Source organism: Pseudomonas rhodesiae (assembly GCF_007858255.1).
GTDB classification, from domain to species: domain Bacteria; phylum Pseudomonadota; class Gammaproteobacteria; order Pseudomonadales; family Pseudomonadaceae; genus Aquipseudomonas; species Aquipseudomonas rhodesiae.
The window spans coordinates 247102-264904 of record NZ_VFEU01000004.1; the positions used below are offsets into that span (position 1 = coordinate 247102).

Below are 17803 nucleotides of genomic sequence, written 5' to 3' on the forward strand. Positions count from 1 at the left end.
ACAAAAGTTGCATCTGCGTACTACGGGCTGCGTTGAAAACCCTGAACGGGCCCATTCCAGAGCCTCCCAAGCCCGCCTTCCCGCCTCCAAAGCGACACAATTGCCTTGAGACACCCCGCCCCAGCCAAGCGCGAATAAACGTGGGCGTCTATTCGAGTAACAAAAAATAGACATTTGATAATGGTTCTCGATACTATCGCGCCGCCTTCGACTCAGTACCCAGGATAAGGAATTCGACTTGATGTACGGAAACAGCATGACGCCTGAATCGTCCCTGCTCGCACGTTGGAGCGAAGCACTGGCCACTTCGCCCTTCCAGGCGAACCACATCACCCTCGAAGACCTTGCCGGCACCTTGCAACCTGCCGCTGAACGTAGCTTCCAACGGCTGCTCCAGGCACTGCTGCGCGAAGCGCTGCTGGCTCCCGACACCTGTACCTACGACGGTCATGGCCATTGCTGGCTGGTGTTGCCGGACCAGTCGCGCCTGTGCTTCGAGCATCTGCGCCCAGGCCGTATGGCCAGCTGGGACCTGCGCGGACGCGTCGTGCATGTGCGCGAGGGTCAGCCGGCGCTCAAACTGCAATTCCCCTCGCAATTGCTGACGCTGCTCAACAGTACGCTTCAAACCCCTGCCGCGCCGGATGTACTGAATCGTCTGAACACTGAAATCGACGACAGCTTCGTGAACGACACGCTGTGCCTGGCCTTTCACGCGCATTGGACGCTGAAGCTTCAGGCCTCCATGCCAGCTGCCCACGCGGGCAACCTGCTCAGCTATCTCAAGCAGGACCCACACGTCGCCAACCCGACCTGCGTGTTGGAGCAATGGGGCACGCTGGGCCATCCCTGGCACCCCAACTACAAAACTAAACTGGGCTTGAGCACCGAGCAGGTGATCGCGTTCTCGCCGGAGTTCGAAGCGCGCTTCCCGGTGTTGCTGTGCGCCTTGCACCGTCAATACGCACACGTTGAAACGCTGGCCGGTTCTGCGGATTACTGGCCGTGGTGGCAACAGCATTTTCCCCAGGCCGCCCGGGAATTGGCCGACGTGCTGACCGCGCAAGGCCTTGCACCCGCCGACTATCTACCGCTGCCCGCTCACCCCTGGCAGGCTCGCCAGGAGTTGCCACAGCTGTTCGCCAATGAGATCAGCGATCGGCTGCTGGTGCTCACCGAGATTGTCGCGTTTACAGCCCACCCCACCATGTCTTTTCGCACCGTATTGCCGGACGGCCGCTGCGATGCACCGATGGTCAAGCTGCCAGTCTCGCTGCGCCTGACCAGCGTGCAGCGTACCGTTTCACCACGTTCGGCGCGTATGGGGCCGCGTATCAGCGAGCTATTGTTGAGCATTCTTTCCCGTGAGCCGGGTATCTCCAAGCGGCTTAGCATCGTACCGGAGCGAATCGGCGTGCACTTCAAGCCGCAACCGGCCAACGACGAACATTCCCGTCACCTCGCCGTGCTGTACCGCGATAACCCGCTTAGCCAGCTGCAATCGGGGGAAATGGCTGTGCCGGTCGGCAGCCTGTTCGCCCTCGACCAGCACGGCGAACCGCTGCTGCGACACTGGGTACGCCTGAGCCAGGGCCGGGACGATGCCCAAGGCATGCGCGCGTTTTTCCGTGATTACGCCGCGATCACGGTGCCGGCGCTGTTGGGCATGTACCTGCGCTACGGCGTCGCGTTCGAGGCCCATCAGCAGAACTCCTTTATGGTCATGAGCGACGACGGGCAACTGAGCCGCCTATTGCTGCGCGACTTCGGCGATATCCGTATCGACCGCAAGACCTTGCATGCCCAGGGTCTGGACATTGAGCTGCACGACCCGAAAATGACCTTGTACGACGACGCCAGCTTTGTACGCGACAAGTTGCTGCATACGGTTTTCATGTGTCATTTGGGCGAGCTGGTACTGCTCAGCGCGCGTCATTTCGAAATGCCCGAGGCGCAGCTGTGGGATGAACTGTCAGCCCAGGTCAGCCAGTGTTTCGACGCGCTGCGCGACCAGGTCGAGCCCCAACGCTGGCGGACCGAACGCGCCGCACTGCTGGAGCAGGCATGGCCGGCCAAATCGTTTATGCGCATGCGCCTGTTGGAAAGTCACGCCGATATTGTCGGGCGGCTGCCCAACCCGCTGAGTGCCGCCGCCAATGAGCTCTGACCGTACGGCGTTGCGGTTGCTGGTGATGATTCAGTTGGTGTCGATGGGCGCCATGGAAATGAGCGGGCCTTTCTGGCCGTTGCAAATCCAGAAACTGCTCGGCGTTGCCGATGCTCATTACACTGGGCTGCTGTCAGCTCTGGTGTACGCCGGGCCGATGATGGCGGCGATGCTCCTGACACCGATGTGGGGCCGCCTGGGTGACCGCACCGGTCACAAGCCGATGATCCTGCGCGCACTACTGGCGCTGGCGGTGTGCCAGGCGCTGGCAGCGATCGCACAGGATCCTTGGTTGCTGGTGGCAATCAGGGTGGTGCAAGGCGCGTTGGCGGGCTTTATCGCAGCGGCCCAGGCCTACGCTCTGGCGTGCTGCGGCGACGGCGGACGCGGGCACATCCTAGCGCGGCTGCAATCGGCGACCGCCGTGGGTTCCCTGGCAGGCCCGGTATTGGGCGGCTGGCTGATGGACGTCTCGGGTTTCGCCCTGCTGTGCTACAGCGCCACTGCGGTCTGCCTGCTCTGCGCAGCGCTCAGCCTGTGGCTGCCCAGCGATGCACCGCGCGCACGACCGGCGCGCAACGCGACCCGCTCCGCGCTGCCCAAGGGCTGGCTCGGCGCGATGCTTGGCATCATCGTGTTGATCCAGGCAGCCAAAATGATGCCGCAGCCGTTCTACGCGCTGTACGTGGCCGATGTGCTGCACGCGCCGGCGTGGTTGATTGGCGCCAGCTATGCCGCCAGCGCGCTCACCCTGGCGCTTTCCGCGCCGCTGTGGGGTCGCCTGTTCGACCGGCACCCACCGGCGCATACGCTGCGCATCATCGAATGGGTCACATGGGCCTGCGCCCTGACGCTGGCATTCACCGCCATGGCCAGCGAGTGGCTGGGGTTCCTCGCCAGTCGGTTGCTGTGGGGCGTATGGCAAGGCGCATTGCTGCCTGTGGCTTATACGTTGATCGCCAGCACCGTGCCCCCCAGCCAGCAAGGGTTTGCCCTTGGACTGGGTAATAGCGCCGCCAAGGCCGGCGCGCTGTGTGGCGCGTTGATCGGCGGTATCGGCATGGGGATGGTGGGCCTGGCGCACAGCTTCTGGCTGGTCGCGCTCACCTATGCCGTGGCGGCCGTGGGCATCCGGGGGATCCGCGGGCTGGCGCGCGCGCCTGAGCCGTCCGATTTTTCTGTCAATACTTCTAATAACTCAAAGGCAAGGTCATGAACAAAACACACTTGGCACTTCTACTGCCCTTCCTCGGCTCACTCAGCAATGCTGCCTGGGCCGATACCGCGGAGCAAACCCAGGAAGCTCCCACTAACCTGCAGTTGCAGGCAACCGTGGTCTCGGCCACGCGCAATGAAACCAGCATCGCGGCGATCCCGGGTTCGGTGCAGGTCATCGACGAAGCCCAGATCCGCCAGCAAACGGGCGCCGGGCGCCGGGTCGCGGACATCCTCGGGCAGTTGGTGCCGGGCATCGCCCCTTCCAGCGGCGGAATGAGTAACTTCGGCCAGACCCTGCGCGGGCGCAATACGCTGATCCTGATCGACGGCGTGTCCCAGAACGCCACGCGCGACAACTTCCGCCAGCTCAACAGCGTGGCGCCGGAGAGCATCGAGCGCATCGAAGTAATTTCCGGCGCCAGCAGTGTCTACGGTGCGGGTGCCTCCGGCGGCATCATCAACATCATCACCAAGCGCAACAAAGGTGAGGACCTGGCGTTCAGCAGCAAGATCGGCATGACCTCCGGCAACAATTTCAACCATAAAGGCTTTGCCTACGAGGCATTCCAGAGCGCCACCGGCCGCCAGGGCCCGGTGGATTGGTATTTGTCGGCCAATACCGTGCAACGCAACGACCAGTTCGACGGCAACGGCAAGCGCATCCCCCAGGACACGTCCCAGGGCAGCAACATGGACACCGACACCTACGACCTGCAAGGCCGTTTCGGCTACGAGTTGGATGACGACAAAAAGATCAGCCTGTCGCTGCAGGACTACAAGGACGAACAAGATACCCGCTACACCAAGAACCCACGCATCACCAGCGCTGCTGTTGCGGTCAAAGGCCTGGATCTGGACGACCAGCCGTCCACCCATAACCAGGCCGTCAACCTCAACTACACCGACCGGGACTTCTACGGTCAGGGCCTGCAGGTGGAAAGTTACTGGCGCCGCGCCGACGCGCTGTTCTTCCCGGACCTGTCGCGGGGCCGCGCCGGGGTGTCGGACAATAACAGCGTGCAGGACGTGTACGGCCTACGCGCCGCCATCGACACGCAAATGCCAGACATCGGCCGCGCCACCGGCAACCTGGTGTGGGGCGCGGATTACGATCACGAGACATCCCGCCAACGCGGTGACCAGTACCGGGTCAATGGCCTGACCTACACCAAGACCGGCACTACCTTCGAGTTGGGCCCGGACATCCAGACCACTACCAAAGCCATCTTCGGGCAGCTGTCCTACGACATTGATGACTGGACCCTACGCGGGGGTGTGCGCCGCGAATGGATCGAAAGCGACGTGGACGACAGCATCGCCTACGGCGAAATCGTGCAGACCGGCAATCGCGCGACGCTGCCGGGGGGCACCCTCAAGTATGACGACACCCTCTACAACCTGGGCGCGGTGTACCACCTGAGCGAAAACCAGGATGTGTTCGTCAATTTCAGCCAGGGGTTTTCCCTACCGGATATCCAGCGTTTTCTGCGTGACGTGAGCAGTCGATACGATATCCAGAACCTTAATGCCCAGGCGCTGAAAGTCGATAGCTACGAGCTGGGCTGGCGTGGCAATTGGGACAAGTGGCTGGCCAATGTCACCGCGTATGAAAACACCTCGGACGTCACACAGTTCTACGATGCCAACGACCGCGTGCTGCGCCTGGTCAGCCAGAAAGAACGCGTGCGCGGTATCGAAACCAGCCTGACGTATAACGTTACCGATGAGTGGTCAGTCGGCGGAACCTACGCCTACGCCAAGGGCGAGACGCGCCAGAACGGCCAATGGATCGACCTTCCGGCCACGCGCATCGCGCCAGCCAAGACTACCGCCTTTATCGGCTATGACCGCGGCGACTACAGCCTGCGCCTGCAAGGTATGCGCCTGGCCGACTACGACGTCGCGTTCAAGGACAATAACGGTCGCGATATCAAGGGCTATACGTTGGCCGATCTGCTGGGATCGGTGCGGTTGCCGGTGGGGCGCCTCGAAGGCGCGGTCTACAACCTGACTAATCGCAACTACCAGAACATGTTTGCCCAGGCAAATGCGCGCGCGCCCTATCCGAACGCAGAGGGGCGCACCTTCAGCTTGAGTTACGCCGTGGATTGGTGAGAGAAACTCCCCTCGTAAAAGCGCTTCAAGAAGCAAAACAAACCCCGCCATTGAGCGGGGTTTGTTATTCGCAGCACGATGCGCCGCTTACCACATCAGGTCGTCAGGGATCTGGTAAGCCGCGTATGGATCATCCTCGTCCGGCACCTGGCTCTCGGTGAGGATATTGAGCTGTACGATGCGCTCGGGTGCGCGCTCCTGGATCTTCAACGCGGCCTCCCGCGGGATCACTTCGTAACCGCCGCCGTGATGCACGATCGCCAGGGAGCCGTTGCTCAGTTTGTTGCGCATCAACGTGTTGACCGACAGGCGCTTGACCTTCTTGTCATCCACGAAGTTGTAGTAGTCCTCGGTGGTCAACTTGGGCAGGCGCGAGGTTTCGATCAGTTGCTTGACCTGGGCCGCACGGGCCTTGGCCTCGGCTTTTTCCTGCTGCTGGCGGTTCAGTTCCTGGTCGCGCTTGATCTTTTCGGCCTTGGCCTCAAGGGCCAGGCGTGCCTGGGTGTCATCGGCTTCGGCCTGCCCTTTGTGGACCAGACGTTGCTGCTTCTGTTTCTCTTTGCCGACCTGCTTGGCCTGCTTTTGATTGACCAGACCTGCTTTGAGCAACTGGTCGCGAAGGGAAAGGCTCATGGTGCTTACTCACTTAGGCAACTGCTCAACCGCAGCTGGACACGTTCTTTTCCTGACGTTTGGCTTCGCCCCACAGGGCGTCCAACTCTTCGAGGGTGCAATCTTCCATGGGACGCTGGGTCTCGCGCAATGCCTGTTCGATAAATCGGAAGCGTCGTTCGAATTTGGCATTGGCGCCACGCAGCGCGGTTTCGGGGTCGACCTTGAGGTGACGGGCCAGGTTGACCGCCGCGAACAGCAGGTCGCCGACTTCATCGGCAATGGCCGCCGGGTCGTTATCGGCCATGGCTTCGAGGACTTCATCCAACTCTTCGCGCACGTTGTCCACCACCGGCAACGCCGATGGCCAGTCGAAACCGACCTGGCTGGCGCGTTTCTGCAACTTGGCGGCACGGGACAGGGACGGCAAGGCGCTGGGCACATCGTCGAGCAGTGAAAGCTGCTGCGGTGCGTCGGACTTTTCCGCGCGCTCCTCGGCCTTGATCTGCTCCCAGCGTTCCTTGACCTGTTCTTCGCTGAGTCGCGGGACATCCAGCGGCGCATACAGATCGCCGGTCGGGAACACATGGGGGTGACGCCGAATCAGCTTGCGAGTAATGCTGTCGACCACCCCGGCAAATTCAAAGCGCCCTTCTTCCCGCGCCAGCTGGCTGTAATACACCACCTGAAAGAGCAAATCGCCGAGCTCGCCCTGCAAGTGATCGAAGTCGCCACGCTCGATGGCATCGGCCACCTCGTAGGCTTCTTCGAGGGTGTGCGGGACGATGCTCGCGTAGGTTTGCTTGATGTCCCACGGGCACCCGTATTGCGGGTCCCGCAGGCGATTCATCAAGTGCAGCAGGTCTTCGAGGCTGTACATCGGGCTACTCATGATGGCGTGCGATTACGCCGCGTCTCGATGATGTTCGGCAACTGGGAAATCCGCCCCAGCAACCGCCCCAGCGCATCCAGCCCGGGAATCTCGATGGTCAGTGACATCAACGCGGTGTTGTCTTCTTTATTCGAGCGGGTGTTGACCGCCAACACGTTGATCCGCTCGTTGAGCAACACTTGCGAGACGTCGCGCAGCAACCCCGAACGGTCGTAGGCGCGGATGATGATGTCCACCGGATAGGTGAGCACCGGTACCGGCCCCCAACTGACCTGAATGATGCGCTCCGGCTCACGCCCGGCCAGCTGCAACACCGAAGCGCAGTCCTGACGGTGAATGCTCACGCCACGACCCTGGGTGATGTAGCCGACGATGGCATCGCCCGGCAGCGGCTGGCAGCAACCGGCCATCTGCGTCATCAGGTTGCCCACGCCCTGGATCTGGATATCGCCGCGCTTGCCAGGCTTGTAGCCGGTGGCTTTGCGTGGGATCAGCTCCAGTTGTTCGTTGCCGCGCTCCGGCTCCACCAGTTGCTGGGCCAGGTTGACCAACTGCGCAAGGCGCAGGTCGCCGGCACCGAGGGCGGCGAACATGTCCTCGGCAATCTTCATATTGGCCTTTTCGGCCAGCTTGTCGAAGTCCACCTGGGGCAGCCCCAGGCGCGCCAGTTCGCGTTCGATCAGGGTCTTGCCGGCGGCGACGTTCTGGTCGCGGGCCTGCAGTTTGAACCAATGGACGATCTTGGCCCGCGCCCGTGATGTGGTGATGTAACCCAGGTTCGGGTTCAGCCAGTCGCGGCTGGGGGTGCCGTGTTTGCTGGTGATGATCTCGACCTGTTCACCGGTCTGCAGGCTGTAGTTGAGCGGCACGATGCGCCCGTTGATCTTGGCGCCCCGGCAGTTATGGCCGATCTCGGTGTGCACGCGGTAGGCGAAGTCCAACGGCGTGGCGCCCTTGGGCAAGTCGATGGCGTGGCCGTCCGGGGTAAAGATGTAGACCCGGTCCGGTTCGATATCGACCCGCAGTTGTTCGGCCAGGCCGCCGATGTCGCCGAGTTCTTCGTGCCATTCCAGCACTTGGCGCAGCCAGGAGATTTTCTCCTCGTACTGATTGGAGCCAGCCTTGACGTCGGTGCCCTTGTAGCGCCAGTGCGCACACACCCCCAGCTCTGCCTCCTCGTGCATGGCATGGGTGCGGATCTGCACTTCCAGGACCTTGCCCTCGGGGCCGATCACCGCTGTGTGCAGCGAGCGGTAGCCGTTTTCCTTGGGGTTGGCGATGTAGTCGTCGAATTCCTTGGGAATGTGCCGCCACAGGGTGTGGACGATGCCCAGCGCGGTGTAGCAGTCGCGCATTTCCGGCACCAGCACGCGCACGGCACGCACGTCGTAGATCTGGCTGAAAGCCAGGCCCTTGCGCTGCATTTTGCGCCAGATGGAATAGATGTGTTTGGCGCGGCCACTGATGTCAGCCTCGACCCCGGTGGCCTGCAGCTCGGAACGCAGTTGGTTCATCACATCGGTGATGAAGCGCTCGCGATCCAGCCTGCGCTCGTGCAAGAGCGTGGCGATCTGTTTGTATTGATCGGGCTCCAGGTAGCGAAAGGACAGGTCCTCCAACTCCCACTTGATATGGCCGATACCCAGGCGGTGCGCCAGGGGCGCGTAGATATCGAAGACCTCGCGGGCGACGCGGTTGCGTTTCTCGTCGTCGGCGTTCTTGACCGCACGGATCGCACAGGTGCGTTCGGCCAGCTTGATCAGGGCCACGCGCACATCGTCGACCATCGCCACCAGCATCTTGCGCAGGTTCTCGACCTGGCCCTGGGTACCCAGCACCATGGACTGGCGCGGGCTGAGGCTGGCACTGATGGCGGCCATGCGCAGCACGCCGTCGATCAGTTTGGCCACCACCGCACCGAAGCGCTGGCTGACCGTTGGCAACGGAATATGCCCTTCGCGCACGCCGCGATAGAGCACGGCGGCGATCAGCGAATCCTGGTCCAGCTTGAGATCGGCGAGGATCTCGGCGATCTCAAGGCCGGTGCGAAAACTTGAAGTGCCTTCGGCCCACAGGTTCTTCGCCGCGTTGTCCTGTTGCTCAGACTCACGGGCGAACTCGCAGGCGGCCTTCAAGGCTTCACGGTCCAGTGCCGGATCGACACTGACCGCATGATCCAGCCATGCCTCGAGATTGATACTGCCGTCAGTGTTGATCGGCTGGTGTGCTCTCACCTGTACCATCTTGCTTACCTTCCCTACGACGCACCTTCGATGCGTCAAAAATCATCGCCAACCTGCTTTATCACTAAAGCTCACCCCTGCAGATTCCCTGGCGGATCACGGCCCTGGAGAATGCAGGCCAGTCGGATTAAACGGGCATCCTAGCCCGCTTCAAATAACGCCATGGCCTCGACATGCGCTGTCTGCGGAAACATATCGAGGATCCCGGCACGTTTTAGCCGGTAGCCTTGCTTGACCAACTCAACCGTGTCCCGCGCCAGCGTCGCCGGGTTGCAGGACACATACACCAGACGCTTGGCCCCCAGGGTGGCGAGCTTGCGCACCACCTCCTGAGCACCGTCGCGAGGTGGGTCCAAGAGTACCGCAGAAAAGCCCTGCTTGGCCCATTCTGCGTCAGTCAAAAGCTGAGACAAATCGGCCTGAAAAAACCGCGCATTATGCAAATTGTTGCTGACGGCGTTGAGCGCCGCCCGGTCCACCATGGTCTGCACACCTTCTACCGCGACCACTTCACGCACCTGGCGCGCCAATGGCAAGGCGAAGTTGCCCAGACCGCAAAACAGATCCAGCACCCGCTCGTCGGGTTGCGGCGCCAGCCATTCCAGGGCCTGGGCCACCATCGCCTCATTGACCCCGGCGTTGACCTGAACAAAATCCCCTGGGCGATACGCCAGCTCCAGATCCCAGGCTTCCAAGCCAAATCCCAGGGTCAGATCGGGCTCCACCGGTGCCGGTTGCCCCTCCCCCTGGAGCCACAATTGAGCGTCATGGAACGCGCAGAATTCTTTCAACACCAGCAGGTCCGCTTCGGACAACGGCGCCATATGCCGCAACAACACAGCGATGGACGACCCGCTGAACAACTCCACATGCCCCAGGGCTTGAGGTTTGCTCAAGCGGCGCAGCATGTTCGGCAGGCGCTGCATGATCGGTTGCAAGGCCTGTACCAGCACCGGGCATTCATCGATGGCAACAATGTCCTGGCTGGCCACCGCGCGAAAACCCACTTCAAGGGTCTTGGCCTTGGCGTCCCAGCGCACGGCCACGCGGGCGCGGCGACGGTAGCCGAATTCCGGGCCACTCAACGGCGCCGCCCATTCCGATGGCTCGATACCGGCCACACGGGACAGTTGCTCGGCGAGCATGCGCTGTTTCAGGGCGAGTTGTTGGTCATGCGCCAGATGCTGCACGCTGCAGCCGCCGCAGCGGCCGAAATGCGCGCAAGGTGCAGGGCGGCGCAGTTCGCTGGCGCTGAACACCCGCTCGGTGCGGGCTTCGACCACTTTGCCGTGGGTGCCCAACACCCGCGCTTCGACCTCTTCACCGGCCAGGGCGCCATTGACGAACCAGGTGCGTCCTTCGAAGAACACGATGCCGCGCCCGTCATTGGCCAGGCGCTCGATGGTCAGGCGTTGTTTCTTGCCCACGGGAATTTGTGGGGCCCGGCTGCCGCCCGTCGGTTGGAAGCGCAGGCCTCTGTCGTGCTTGGCCATCAGTTGGGTTCGTCGAAAATGCCGGTCGACAGGTAACGGTCGCCTCGGTCACAGATGATCGCGACGATCACCGCGTTTTCGACTTCTTTCGACAGCCGCAGCATGCCGGCCACCGCACCGCCGGAGGAAACGCCGCAGAAGATGCCTTCTTCACGGGCCAGGCGGCGGGTGGTGTCTTCGGCTTCGCGCTGGGCCATGTCGATGATGCGATCGACCCGCGAGGCGTTGTAGATCTTCGGCAGATAGGCTTCTGGCCAGCGGCGAATGCCGGGGATGGCCGCGCCTTCCATCGGTTGCAGGCCGACGATCTGGATCGCCGGGTTCTGCTCCTTGAGGTAACGCGAGTTGCCCATGATGGTGCCGGTGGTGCCCATGGAACTGACGAAATGGGTGATGGTGCCCTGGGTCTGGCGCCAGATTTCCGGGCCGGTGCTGGTGTAGTGCGCCTCAGGGTTATCCCCGTTGGCGAACTGGTCGAGCACCAGGCCACGGCCTGCGGCGGCCATGCGCTCGGCGAGGTCGCGGGCACCTTCCATGCCTTCTTCCTGGGTCACCAGCACCAACTCGGCGCCATAGGCGGTCATTGCCGCCTTGCGCTCGGCGCTGCCGTTGTCGGGCATGATCAGGATCATTTTGTAACCCTTGATCGCGGCGGCCATGGCCAGGGCGATCCCGGTGTTGCCCGAGGTGGCTTCGATCAGGGTGTCACCCGGTTTGATCTGCCCGCGCAACTCGGCGCGGGTGATCATCGACAGCGCCGGGCGGTCTTTTACCGAGCCGGCCGGGTTGTTCCCTTCGAGCTTGAGCAACAGGGTATTGCTGGTTTCACCCGCCATGCGTTGCAAGCGGACCAGGGGCGTGTTGCCGACGCAATCGGCGATAGTGGGGTACTGCAAGGTCATGGCGTATTCGCAATCCAGACTGCGGGGCGCACATCATACCGGGAAAGGTCGGCGGGCCATATCACGCAAAGTGCGGTACTTATGGCTTATGGGAATAAGCGAGGGAAATGGGCAGCTGTGAGGGCCCTATTGGGGGCTGGCCCCTCCCACATGCGAGCGCATTTTCATGCTGCAACGCCCATGCCTACTCCCAATGCCCGCCGCCATGATTCTTCTGGAAAACCTCGTCCCCCATCGCCGCAATCTGCCCGTCGATCAATGCTTCAAAAGGTTTGAGCAGCGGCTCGAAAGAAGTGGGTGCCTCCAGCACCTGCAATGCCTGCGCAATTGCTTCAACCGTCGACAAGGCTCCCGGCCCGGGCGCCTTGCGCAGCCGATAGCGCGACACACCGCCCTCGGCCAGCGACACCCGTGGCAACGCCGCCAACAACGGATTCAGGTGCAGCAATTTACGTGCTTTTCGCCAGGTGCCGTCGGGGACCACCAGCAACAGCGGCTGGTCGTCGGGCCCATAAGCGTGCAATGGCTGGGCGTCGTCAGCGGGAAACAACAGCCGTGCCTGATAGCCGGGAGGGTTCAACAAGGTCGGCAGATCATCGAACACCTCGCCCACCACCAGTTGCGCATTGTTCAAACCTAATGCCGCCAGGCGCGCGGTATTGAGCGCATGGTTGACCTCGCTCGGATGCTGCAACAGCAACACCCGAGTGCGGCTATCCAGACGGGGAATCAGCGCGCACAAGCAATGGGCGGCGGGCCTCAGGCAACGGGAACATTGGGGTCTGGACATGCTGGTATCAGGCCTGATTGAGCTGAGCTTTAAGTAAGTCGCGGAAAGTCTGGATCAACGGTTCGCGGCTGCGGCCCCGGCGCATGATCATCGAAAACGGTGCCTGATAACCAAAAGTGGCGGGCAACAATACCCGCAGATCGCCTTTGTCGGCCCAGGCCTGGGCGTAGTGTTCCGGCAGGTAACCGATATAGGCGCCGGACAGCACCAGGATCAACTGTGCCTCCATACTTTCCACGGTCGCCGCGCTGTGTTTAAAACCATGGCGCGCCAGTTCCGCTTGGCTCCAATAGCCGCGTCCAACCATGCGCTGCTGGGTAATCACCTGTTCCGGAATACGCCGCTCGCCGAACAGCGGATGCCGCGAGCTGCAATACAGCCAGTGCTGCTCGCGGTACAGCGGCATATAGATCAACCCGCTCATGCGATTGGAAAAGGCGCCAATCGCCAAATCCAGGCGATTGTCCTGGACGCCGAGCTGCAATTCGTAGGGACTCATGACCGACAGATGCAGGTGCACCGCCGGGTGTTCCTGGCTGTAGGCGCCGATCACTTCAGCGAACGGCAGCGCCTTGTCGCTGACCGTGGAGTCCAGCACGCCGAGCTTGAGGGTGCCGCGCAATTCCCCTTTGAGCGCGGCGGCGTACTGCTCGAAGCCTTCCAGCTCGGCCAGCAAGCGCAGGGTTTCCTGATGGAACAACTCGCCCTTGCTGGTCAGGCTGAAGCCGCCGCGCCCCCGATGACACAGCACCAGGCCGAGCGCCGATTCCAGCTGGCTCATATAGGTGCTGATAGCCGATGTCGACAGGTTGAGTTCGTGCTGGGCATTGGCGAACCCCTGGTGCCGCACGACGCTGACGAAGATGCGCAGGAGTTTCAGGTCTGGCAAGGCGTTGGCCATGGGCGGCTCCGAGGGTTGAGAGCGGCAGTCTACCTGCCTGCTTTAGTTTAGAAAAATCTGAACTAAGTATTTGCCTCAGCCGATTTGTCCGGCGCCGCGCTTTTCGCAGAATCGGCCCCCAACAACCAAAACAACGATGAGGCACTCCCGTGGACAAGATTTTTCACCAACCACTGGGCGGCAACGAAATGCCGCGCTTTGCCGGCATCGCCACCATGATGCGCCTGCCCCACCTGCCAACGGCCAAGGGCCTGGACGCCGCGTTTATCGGCGTGCCCTTGGACATCGGCACCTCACTGCGCGCCGGCACCCGCTTTGGGCCCCGCGAAATCCGCGCCGAATCGGTAATGATCCGCCCTTACAACATGGCCACCGGCGCCGCACCGTTCGACTCGCTGTCGGTGGCGGACATCGGTGACGTGGCAATCAACACCTTCAACCTGCTGGATGCCGTGCGCATTATCGAAGAGGCGTATCACGAGATCCTCGAACACGACGTGATCCCCTTGACCCTGGGCGGCGACCACACTATTACCCTGCCGATCCTGCGGGCGATCCACAAGAAACACGGCAAGGTCGGACTGGTGCACATCGATGCCCACGCCGACGTCAACGACCATATGTTCGGCGAGAAAATCGCCCACGGCACCACCTTCCGCCGCGCCGTGGAAGAAGGCCTGCTCGATTGCGACCGCGTGGTGCAGATCGGCCTGCGCGCCCAGGGCTACACCGCCGAAGACTTCAACTGGAGCCGCAAGCAGGGCTTTCGCGTAGTCCAGGCCGAAGAATGCTGGCACCACTCCCTCGCCCCTCTGATGGCCGAAGTGCGGGAAAAAGTCGGCGGCGGCCCGGTGTACCTGAGCTTCGATATCGACGGCATCGACCCGGCCTGGGCACCTGGCACCGGCACCCCGGAAATCGGCGGGTTGACCACCATTCAGGCGATCGAAATCATCCGCGGTTGCCAGGGCCTGGACTTGGTGGGTTGCGACCTGGTGGAAGTGTCGCCGCCCTACGACACCACCGGAAATACCTCCCTGCTGGGCGCGAATCTGCTGTACGAAATGCTCTGCGTGCTGCCTGGCGTGGCGCACCGTTGATGAGCGCGCACGAGGTGCTGCAAGCGGCCGCCGACCTGGTGGCCGCGTTCGCACGCAATGACCGCGCCGCCTACTTCGACGCATTCACCGCCGATGCCAGCTTTGTGTTTTATACCCTGCCCCAGCCGTTGCTGAGTCGCGACGCGTACCAGACGTTGTGGGACAGCTGGCGCAGGGACGAAGGATTCGAGGTGCTGTCCTGCACGTCGAGTAATGCCCACGTCAGCCTGCACGGGGATGTGGCGATTTTTATGCATGACGTGGCCACCGAGTTGCGCATGCATGGGGAGCACTGCTCCAGCCAGGAACGCGAGACCATTGTGTTTATTCGGCAAGGGTCTGGCACACAACAAAAACAAGGCCTGTGGCTGGCCTGTCACGAACATTTGTCCGCTATGCCGGAAGGGCTGCCGCCCCCTTAGCCAATGTGATCGGAGCTGATCATGAATAATAAAAACAACCAAAAAAGTATTCGCACCATAGAAACCAACGGGGTCGAACAGATCCCGGACCACGAGCGCACCGCCAGCCCCAAGGATCTGTTCCGACTGATCTTCGGCGGTGCCAATACCTTTGCCACCGCCGTGTTGGGCTCCTTCCCCGTACTGTTCGGCCTGTCATTCCAGGCCGGTGTGTGGGCGATTGTGCTGGGTGTGCTGGTGGGCGCGCTGATCCTGGCGCCCATGGGCCTGTTCGGGCCGCTCAACGGCACCAACAACGCAGTGTCGTCCGGCGCGCACTTCGGTGTGCATGGGCGGATTGTCGGCTCGTTTCTATCATTGCTGACGGCGATTGCCTTCTTCTCCCTGTCGGTGTGGAGTTCGGGGGATGCACTGGTCGGCGGAGCGAAACGTCTGATCGGCCTGCCGGAAACCGACCTGACCCTGGGCCTGGCCTATGGCATGTTTGCCCTGCTGGTGCTGACGGTGTGCATCTATGGCTTTCGTTTCATGCTGTGGGTCAACCGCATTGCCGTGTGGGCGGCCAGCCTGCTGTTCCTGCTGGGCATCTTTGCCTTCGCACCGACCTTCGACAGCCATTTCGCCGGCAGCTTGGCCCTCGGCCAGAGCGGCTTCTGGGCGGCCTTTATCGGCGCGGCACTGGTGGCCATGAGCAACCCGATTTCCTTCGGTGCGTTCCTGGGGGACTGGTCGCGCTACATCCCGCGCGAGACGCCGAAACTGCGCATCATGCTGGCGGTGATCGCCGCGCAGATCGCCACGCTGATTCCGTTTCTGTTCGGCCTGGCCACCGCGACCATCGTGGCGGTCAAGGCGCCGGATTACATCGCGGCCAACAACTATGTCGGCGGCCTGCTGGCGGTGGCGCCGACGTGGTTCTTCTTGCCGGTGTGCCTGATCGCGGTGATCGGCGGCATGTCCACCGGCACCACCTCGCTGTATGGCACCGGCTTGGACATGTCCAGCGTATTCCCGCGCGTGCTCTCTCGGGTCAAGGCGACATTGCTGATCGGCGTGATGTCGATTGCCTTCATCTTTATCGGACGTTTCGCCGCCAACCTGGTGCAGAGCGTGTCGACTTTCGCCGTGCTGATCATCACCTGCACCACGCCGTGGATGGTGATGATGATCATCGGCCTGATCGTGCGCCGCGGCTTCTATTGCCCGGATGACCTGCAAGTGTTCACCCGCGGCGAGACCGGCGGGCGTTACTGGTTCAGCCACGGCTGGAACTGGCGCGGTTTGGGGGCATGGATTCCCAGCGCGCTGGTGGGGTTGTGCTTCGTCAACCTGCCGGGGCAGTTCGTCGGGCCGCTGGGCAACCTGGCCGACGGCATCGACATCAGCCTGCCGGTGACCCTGGGGCTGGCTTCGGTGGTGTACCTGACGCTATTGCGGGTGTTCCCGGAGCCGGCGTCGGTGTATGGACCGACCGAGTCGGCCAGGGCTTTGGCCGCAACCCGCGTGCAAACCGCCTAAAACAATAATCGGAGACTCGCCGTCATGGCTTTGGATTTATTCGTCGTACTCATCTACGCCGCCGGCATGCTCGTGCTCGGCTATTACGGCATGCGCCGCGCCAAGACCCACGAAGATTACCTGGTGGCCGGCCGCAACCTGGGCCCGTCGCTGTACATGGGCACCATGGCCGCCACGGTACTGGGTGGCGCGTCTACCGTCGGCACGGTGCGCCTGGGCTATGTGCATGGCATCTCGGGCTTTTGGCTATGCGCGGCGCTGGGCATGGGGATCATTGCGCTGAATCTTTTTCTGGCCAAGCCGCTGCTCAAGCTCAAGATCTTCACCGTCACTCAGGTGTTGGAAAAACGCTACAACCCCATGGCGCGCCAGGCCAGCGCGGTGATCATGCTGGCGTATGCGCTGATGATCGGCGTCACCTCGATCCTGGCCATCGGCACCGTGCTGCAAGTGCTGTTCGGCCTGCCGTTCTGGGTGTCGGTACTACTGGGCGGCGGCGTGGTGGTGGTGTATTCGACCATCGGCGGCATGTGGTCGCTGACCCTTACCGACATCGTGCAGTTCGTGATCAAGACCGTCGGCCTGATGTTTATCCTGCTGCCGATCTGCCTGTACCGCGTCGGTGGCTGGGATGAACTGGTGGCCAAGCTGCCTGCGTCGAGTTTCAGCTTCACCGCGATCGGCTGGGACACGATCATCACCTACTTCATGATCTACTTCTTCGGCATCTTGATCGGCCAGGACATCTGGCAGCGGGTGTTCACCGCCCGTGATGAAAAAGTCGCGCAGTACGCCGGAACCTTCGCCGGTTTCTACTGCGTGCTCTACGGGCTGGCCTGTGCATTGATCGGCATGGCGGCCCATGTGCTGATCCCGGACTTGGACAACGTCAACAACGCCTTCGCCGCTATCGTGAAACTGTCGCTGCCGGACGGCATTCGCGGCCTGGTGATCGCTGCGGCCCTGGCGGCCATGATGTCCACCGCCAGCGCCGGCCTACTGGCCGCCTCTACCGTGCTGACCGAAGACCTGCTGCCGCGCCTGCGCGGCGGCAAGCAGTCGAGCCTGAGCCTCAACCGCTTGTTCACCCTGCTGACCGGCGCGACAGTGCTGGGCATTGCGTTGGTGGTCAACGACGTAATCAGCGCTCTGACCCTGGCCTACAACCTGCTGGTAGGCGGTATGTTGATCCCGCTGATCGGCGCAATCTTCTGGAAACGCGCCAGCACACCCGGCGCGATCGCCTCCATGGCCCTGGGCTTTGTGACGGCGCTGGTGTTCATGCTCAAGGATGGCCTGGATGCGAACACACCGATCTACTACAGCCTGGCGGTGGGGCTGGTGAGCTTTGTCGCGGTGAGCTTGCTGTCGCGCAAGCCACAAGGCGTGACAGCTCGGGCGGTGTGAGACAAAGCGGTTTCTTCAGCGGG

Annotated in this window: 14 protein-coding genes; 7 read left to right on the forward strand and 7 right to left on the reverse strand. The window is 62.2% G+C overall.

Annotated elements, in window-relative coordinates; genetic code table 11:
• Nucleotides 1-241 precede the first annotated feature (241 nt).
• From FIV35_RS08085 to FIV35_RS08095, 3 genes are read left to right on the forward strand one after another with little or no spacing between them, the layout of a single operon-like run.
• The gene (locus tag FIV35_RS08085; RefSeq protein ID WP_034138892.1) at nucleotides 242-2167 is read left to right on the forward strand and encodes an IucA/IucC family protein; all 1926 of its coding nucleotides are present in this window, start codon (nucleotides 242-244) and stop codon (nucleotides 2165-2167) included.
• Nucleotides 2157-3383: an MFS transporter gene (locus tag FIV35_RS08090; RefSeq protein ID WP_034138893.1), complete on the forward strand. Its 1227-nt coding sequence runs from the start codon at nucleotides 2157-2159 to the stop codon at nucleotides 3381-3383. Before FIV35_RS08085 ends, FIV35_RS08090 begins: the two co-directional genes overlap by 11 nt.
• The gene (locus FIV35_RS08095; protein ID WP_034138894.1) at nucleotides 3380-5500 is read left to right on the forward strand and encodes a TonB-dependent receptor; all 2121 of its coding nucleotides are present in this window, start codon (nucleotides 3380-3382) and stop codon (nucleotides 5498-5500) included. Before FIV35_RS08090 ends, FIV35_RS08095 begins: the two co-directional genes overlap by 4 nt.
• A gap of 87 nt (nucleotides 5501-5587) precedes the next feature.
• Here FIV35_RS08095 and FIV35_RS08100 read toward each other — a convergent pair whose 3' ends face one another.
• The 7 genes from FIV35_RS08100 to FIV35_RS08130 form a co-directional block, all read right to left on the reverse strand.
• Nucleotides 5588-6133, reverse strand: coding sequence for a DUF2058 domain-containing protein (locus FIV35_RS08100; protein WP_034099601.1), 546 nt, complete (start codon nucleotides 6131-6133; stop codon nucleotides 5588-5590).
• 25 nt (nucleotides 6134-6158) lie between these two features.
• Complete coding sequence (gene mazG / locus FIV35_RS08105) at nucleotides 6159-6992, reverse strand: nucleoside triphosphate pyrophosphohydrolase (RefSeq protein WP_034138895.1); 834 nt, start codon at nucleotides 6990-6992, stop codon at nucleotides 6159-6161.
• Nucleotides 6993-7000: 8 nt separating this feature from the next.
• Complete coding sequence (gene relA / locus FIV35_RS08110) at nucleotides 7001-9247, reverse strand: GTP diphosphokinase (RefSeq protein WP_034099604.1); 2247 nt, start codon at nucleotides 9245-9247, stop codon at nucleotides 7001-7003.
• A gap of 140 nt (nucleotides 9248-9387) precedes the next feature.
• A complete protein-coding gene (gene rlmD / locus FIV35_RS08115; RefSeq protein WP_034138896.1) occupies nucleotides 9388-10740 on the reverse strand; it encodes a 23S rRNA (uracil(1939)-C(5))-methyltransferase RlmD in 1353 nt (450 codons plus the stop codon).
• Nucleotides 10740-11642 carry a cysteine synthase CysM gene (cysM, locus tag FIV35_RS08120; protein ID WP_034099607.1) on the reverse strand — a complete coding sequence of 301 codons (903 nt, stop codon included), beginning with the start codon at nucleotides 11640-11642 and terminating at the stop codon, nucleotides 10740-10742. Before cysM ends, rlmD begins: the two co-directional genes overlap by 1 nt.
• A 184-nt stretch (nucleotides 11643-11826) precedes the next feature.
• On the reverse strand, nucleotides 11827-12432 hold the full coding sequence (locus tag FIV35_RS08125; protein ID WP_034138897.1) for a tRNA-uridine aminocarboxypropyltransferase: 606 nt from the start codon (nucleotides 12430-12432) through the stop codon (nucleotides 11827-11829).
• A 7-nt stretch (nucleotides 12433-12439) separates the two neighbouring features.
• Nucleotides 12440-13333 carry a LysR family transcriptional regulator gene (locus FIV35_RS08130; RefSeq protein ID WP_034099609.1) on the reverse strand — a complete coding sequence of 298 codons (894 nt, stop codon included), beginning with the start codon at nucleotides 13331-13333 and terminating at the stop codon, nucleotides 12440-12442.
• Nucleotides 13334-13482: 149 nt separating this feature from the next.
• On the opposite strand from FIV35_RS08130, the gene speB reads away from it, so the two are divergent.
• Genes speB through FIV35_RS08150 form a run of 4 tightly spaced genes read left to right on the forward strand, consistent with a single transcriptional unit; the run spans nucleotide 13483 to nucleotide 17780 of the window.
• On the forward strand, nucleotides 13483-14433 hold the full coding sequence (gene speB, locus FIV35_RS08135) for an agmatinase (protein WP_034099610.1): 951 nt from the start codon (nucleotides 13483-13485) through the stop codon (nucleotides 14431-14433).
• The gene (locus FIV35_RS08140) at nucleotides 14433-14855 is read left to right on the forward strand and encodes a YybH family protein (RefSeq protein ID WP_034138898.1); all 423 of its coding nucleotides are present in this window, start codon (nucleotides 14433-14435) and stop codon (nucleotides 14853-14855) included. The genes speB and FIV35_RS08140 overlap by 1 nt, the downstream gene beginning before the upstream one ends.
• Before the next feature lie 21 nt (nucleotides 14856-14876).
• A complete protein-coding gene (locus tag FIV35_RS08145) occupies nucleotides 14877-16373 on the forward strand; it encodes a purine-cytosine permease family protein (RefSeq protein ID WP_034138899.1) in 1497 nt (498 codons plus the stop codon).
• Nucleotides 16374-16397: 24 nt separating this feature from the next.
• Entirely contained in the window at nucleotides 16398-17780 is a 1383-nt protein-coding gene (locus FIV35_RS08150; protein WP_034138900.1) for a sodium:solute symporter family protein, read from the forward strand.
• Nucleotides 17781-17803 lie beyond the last annotated feature (23 nt).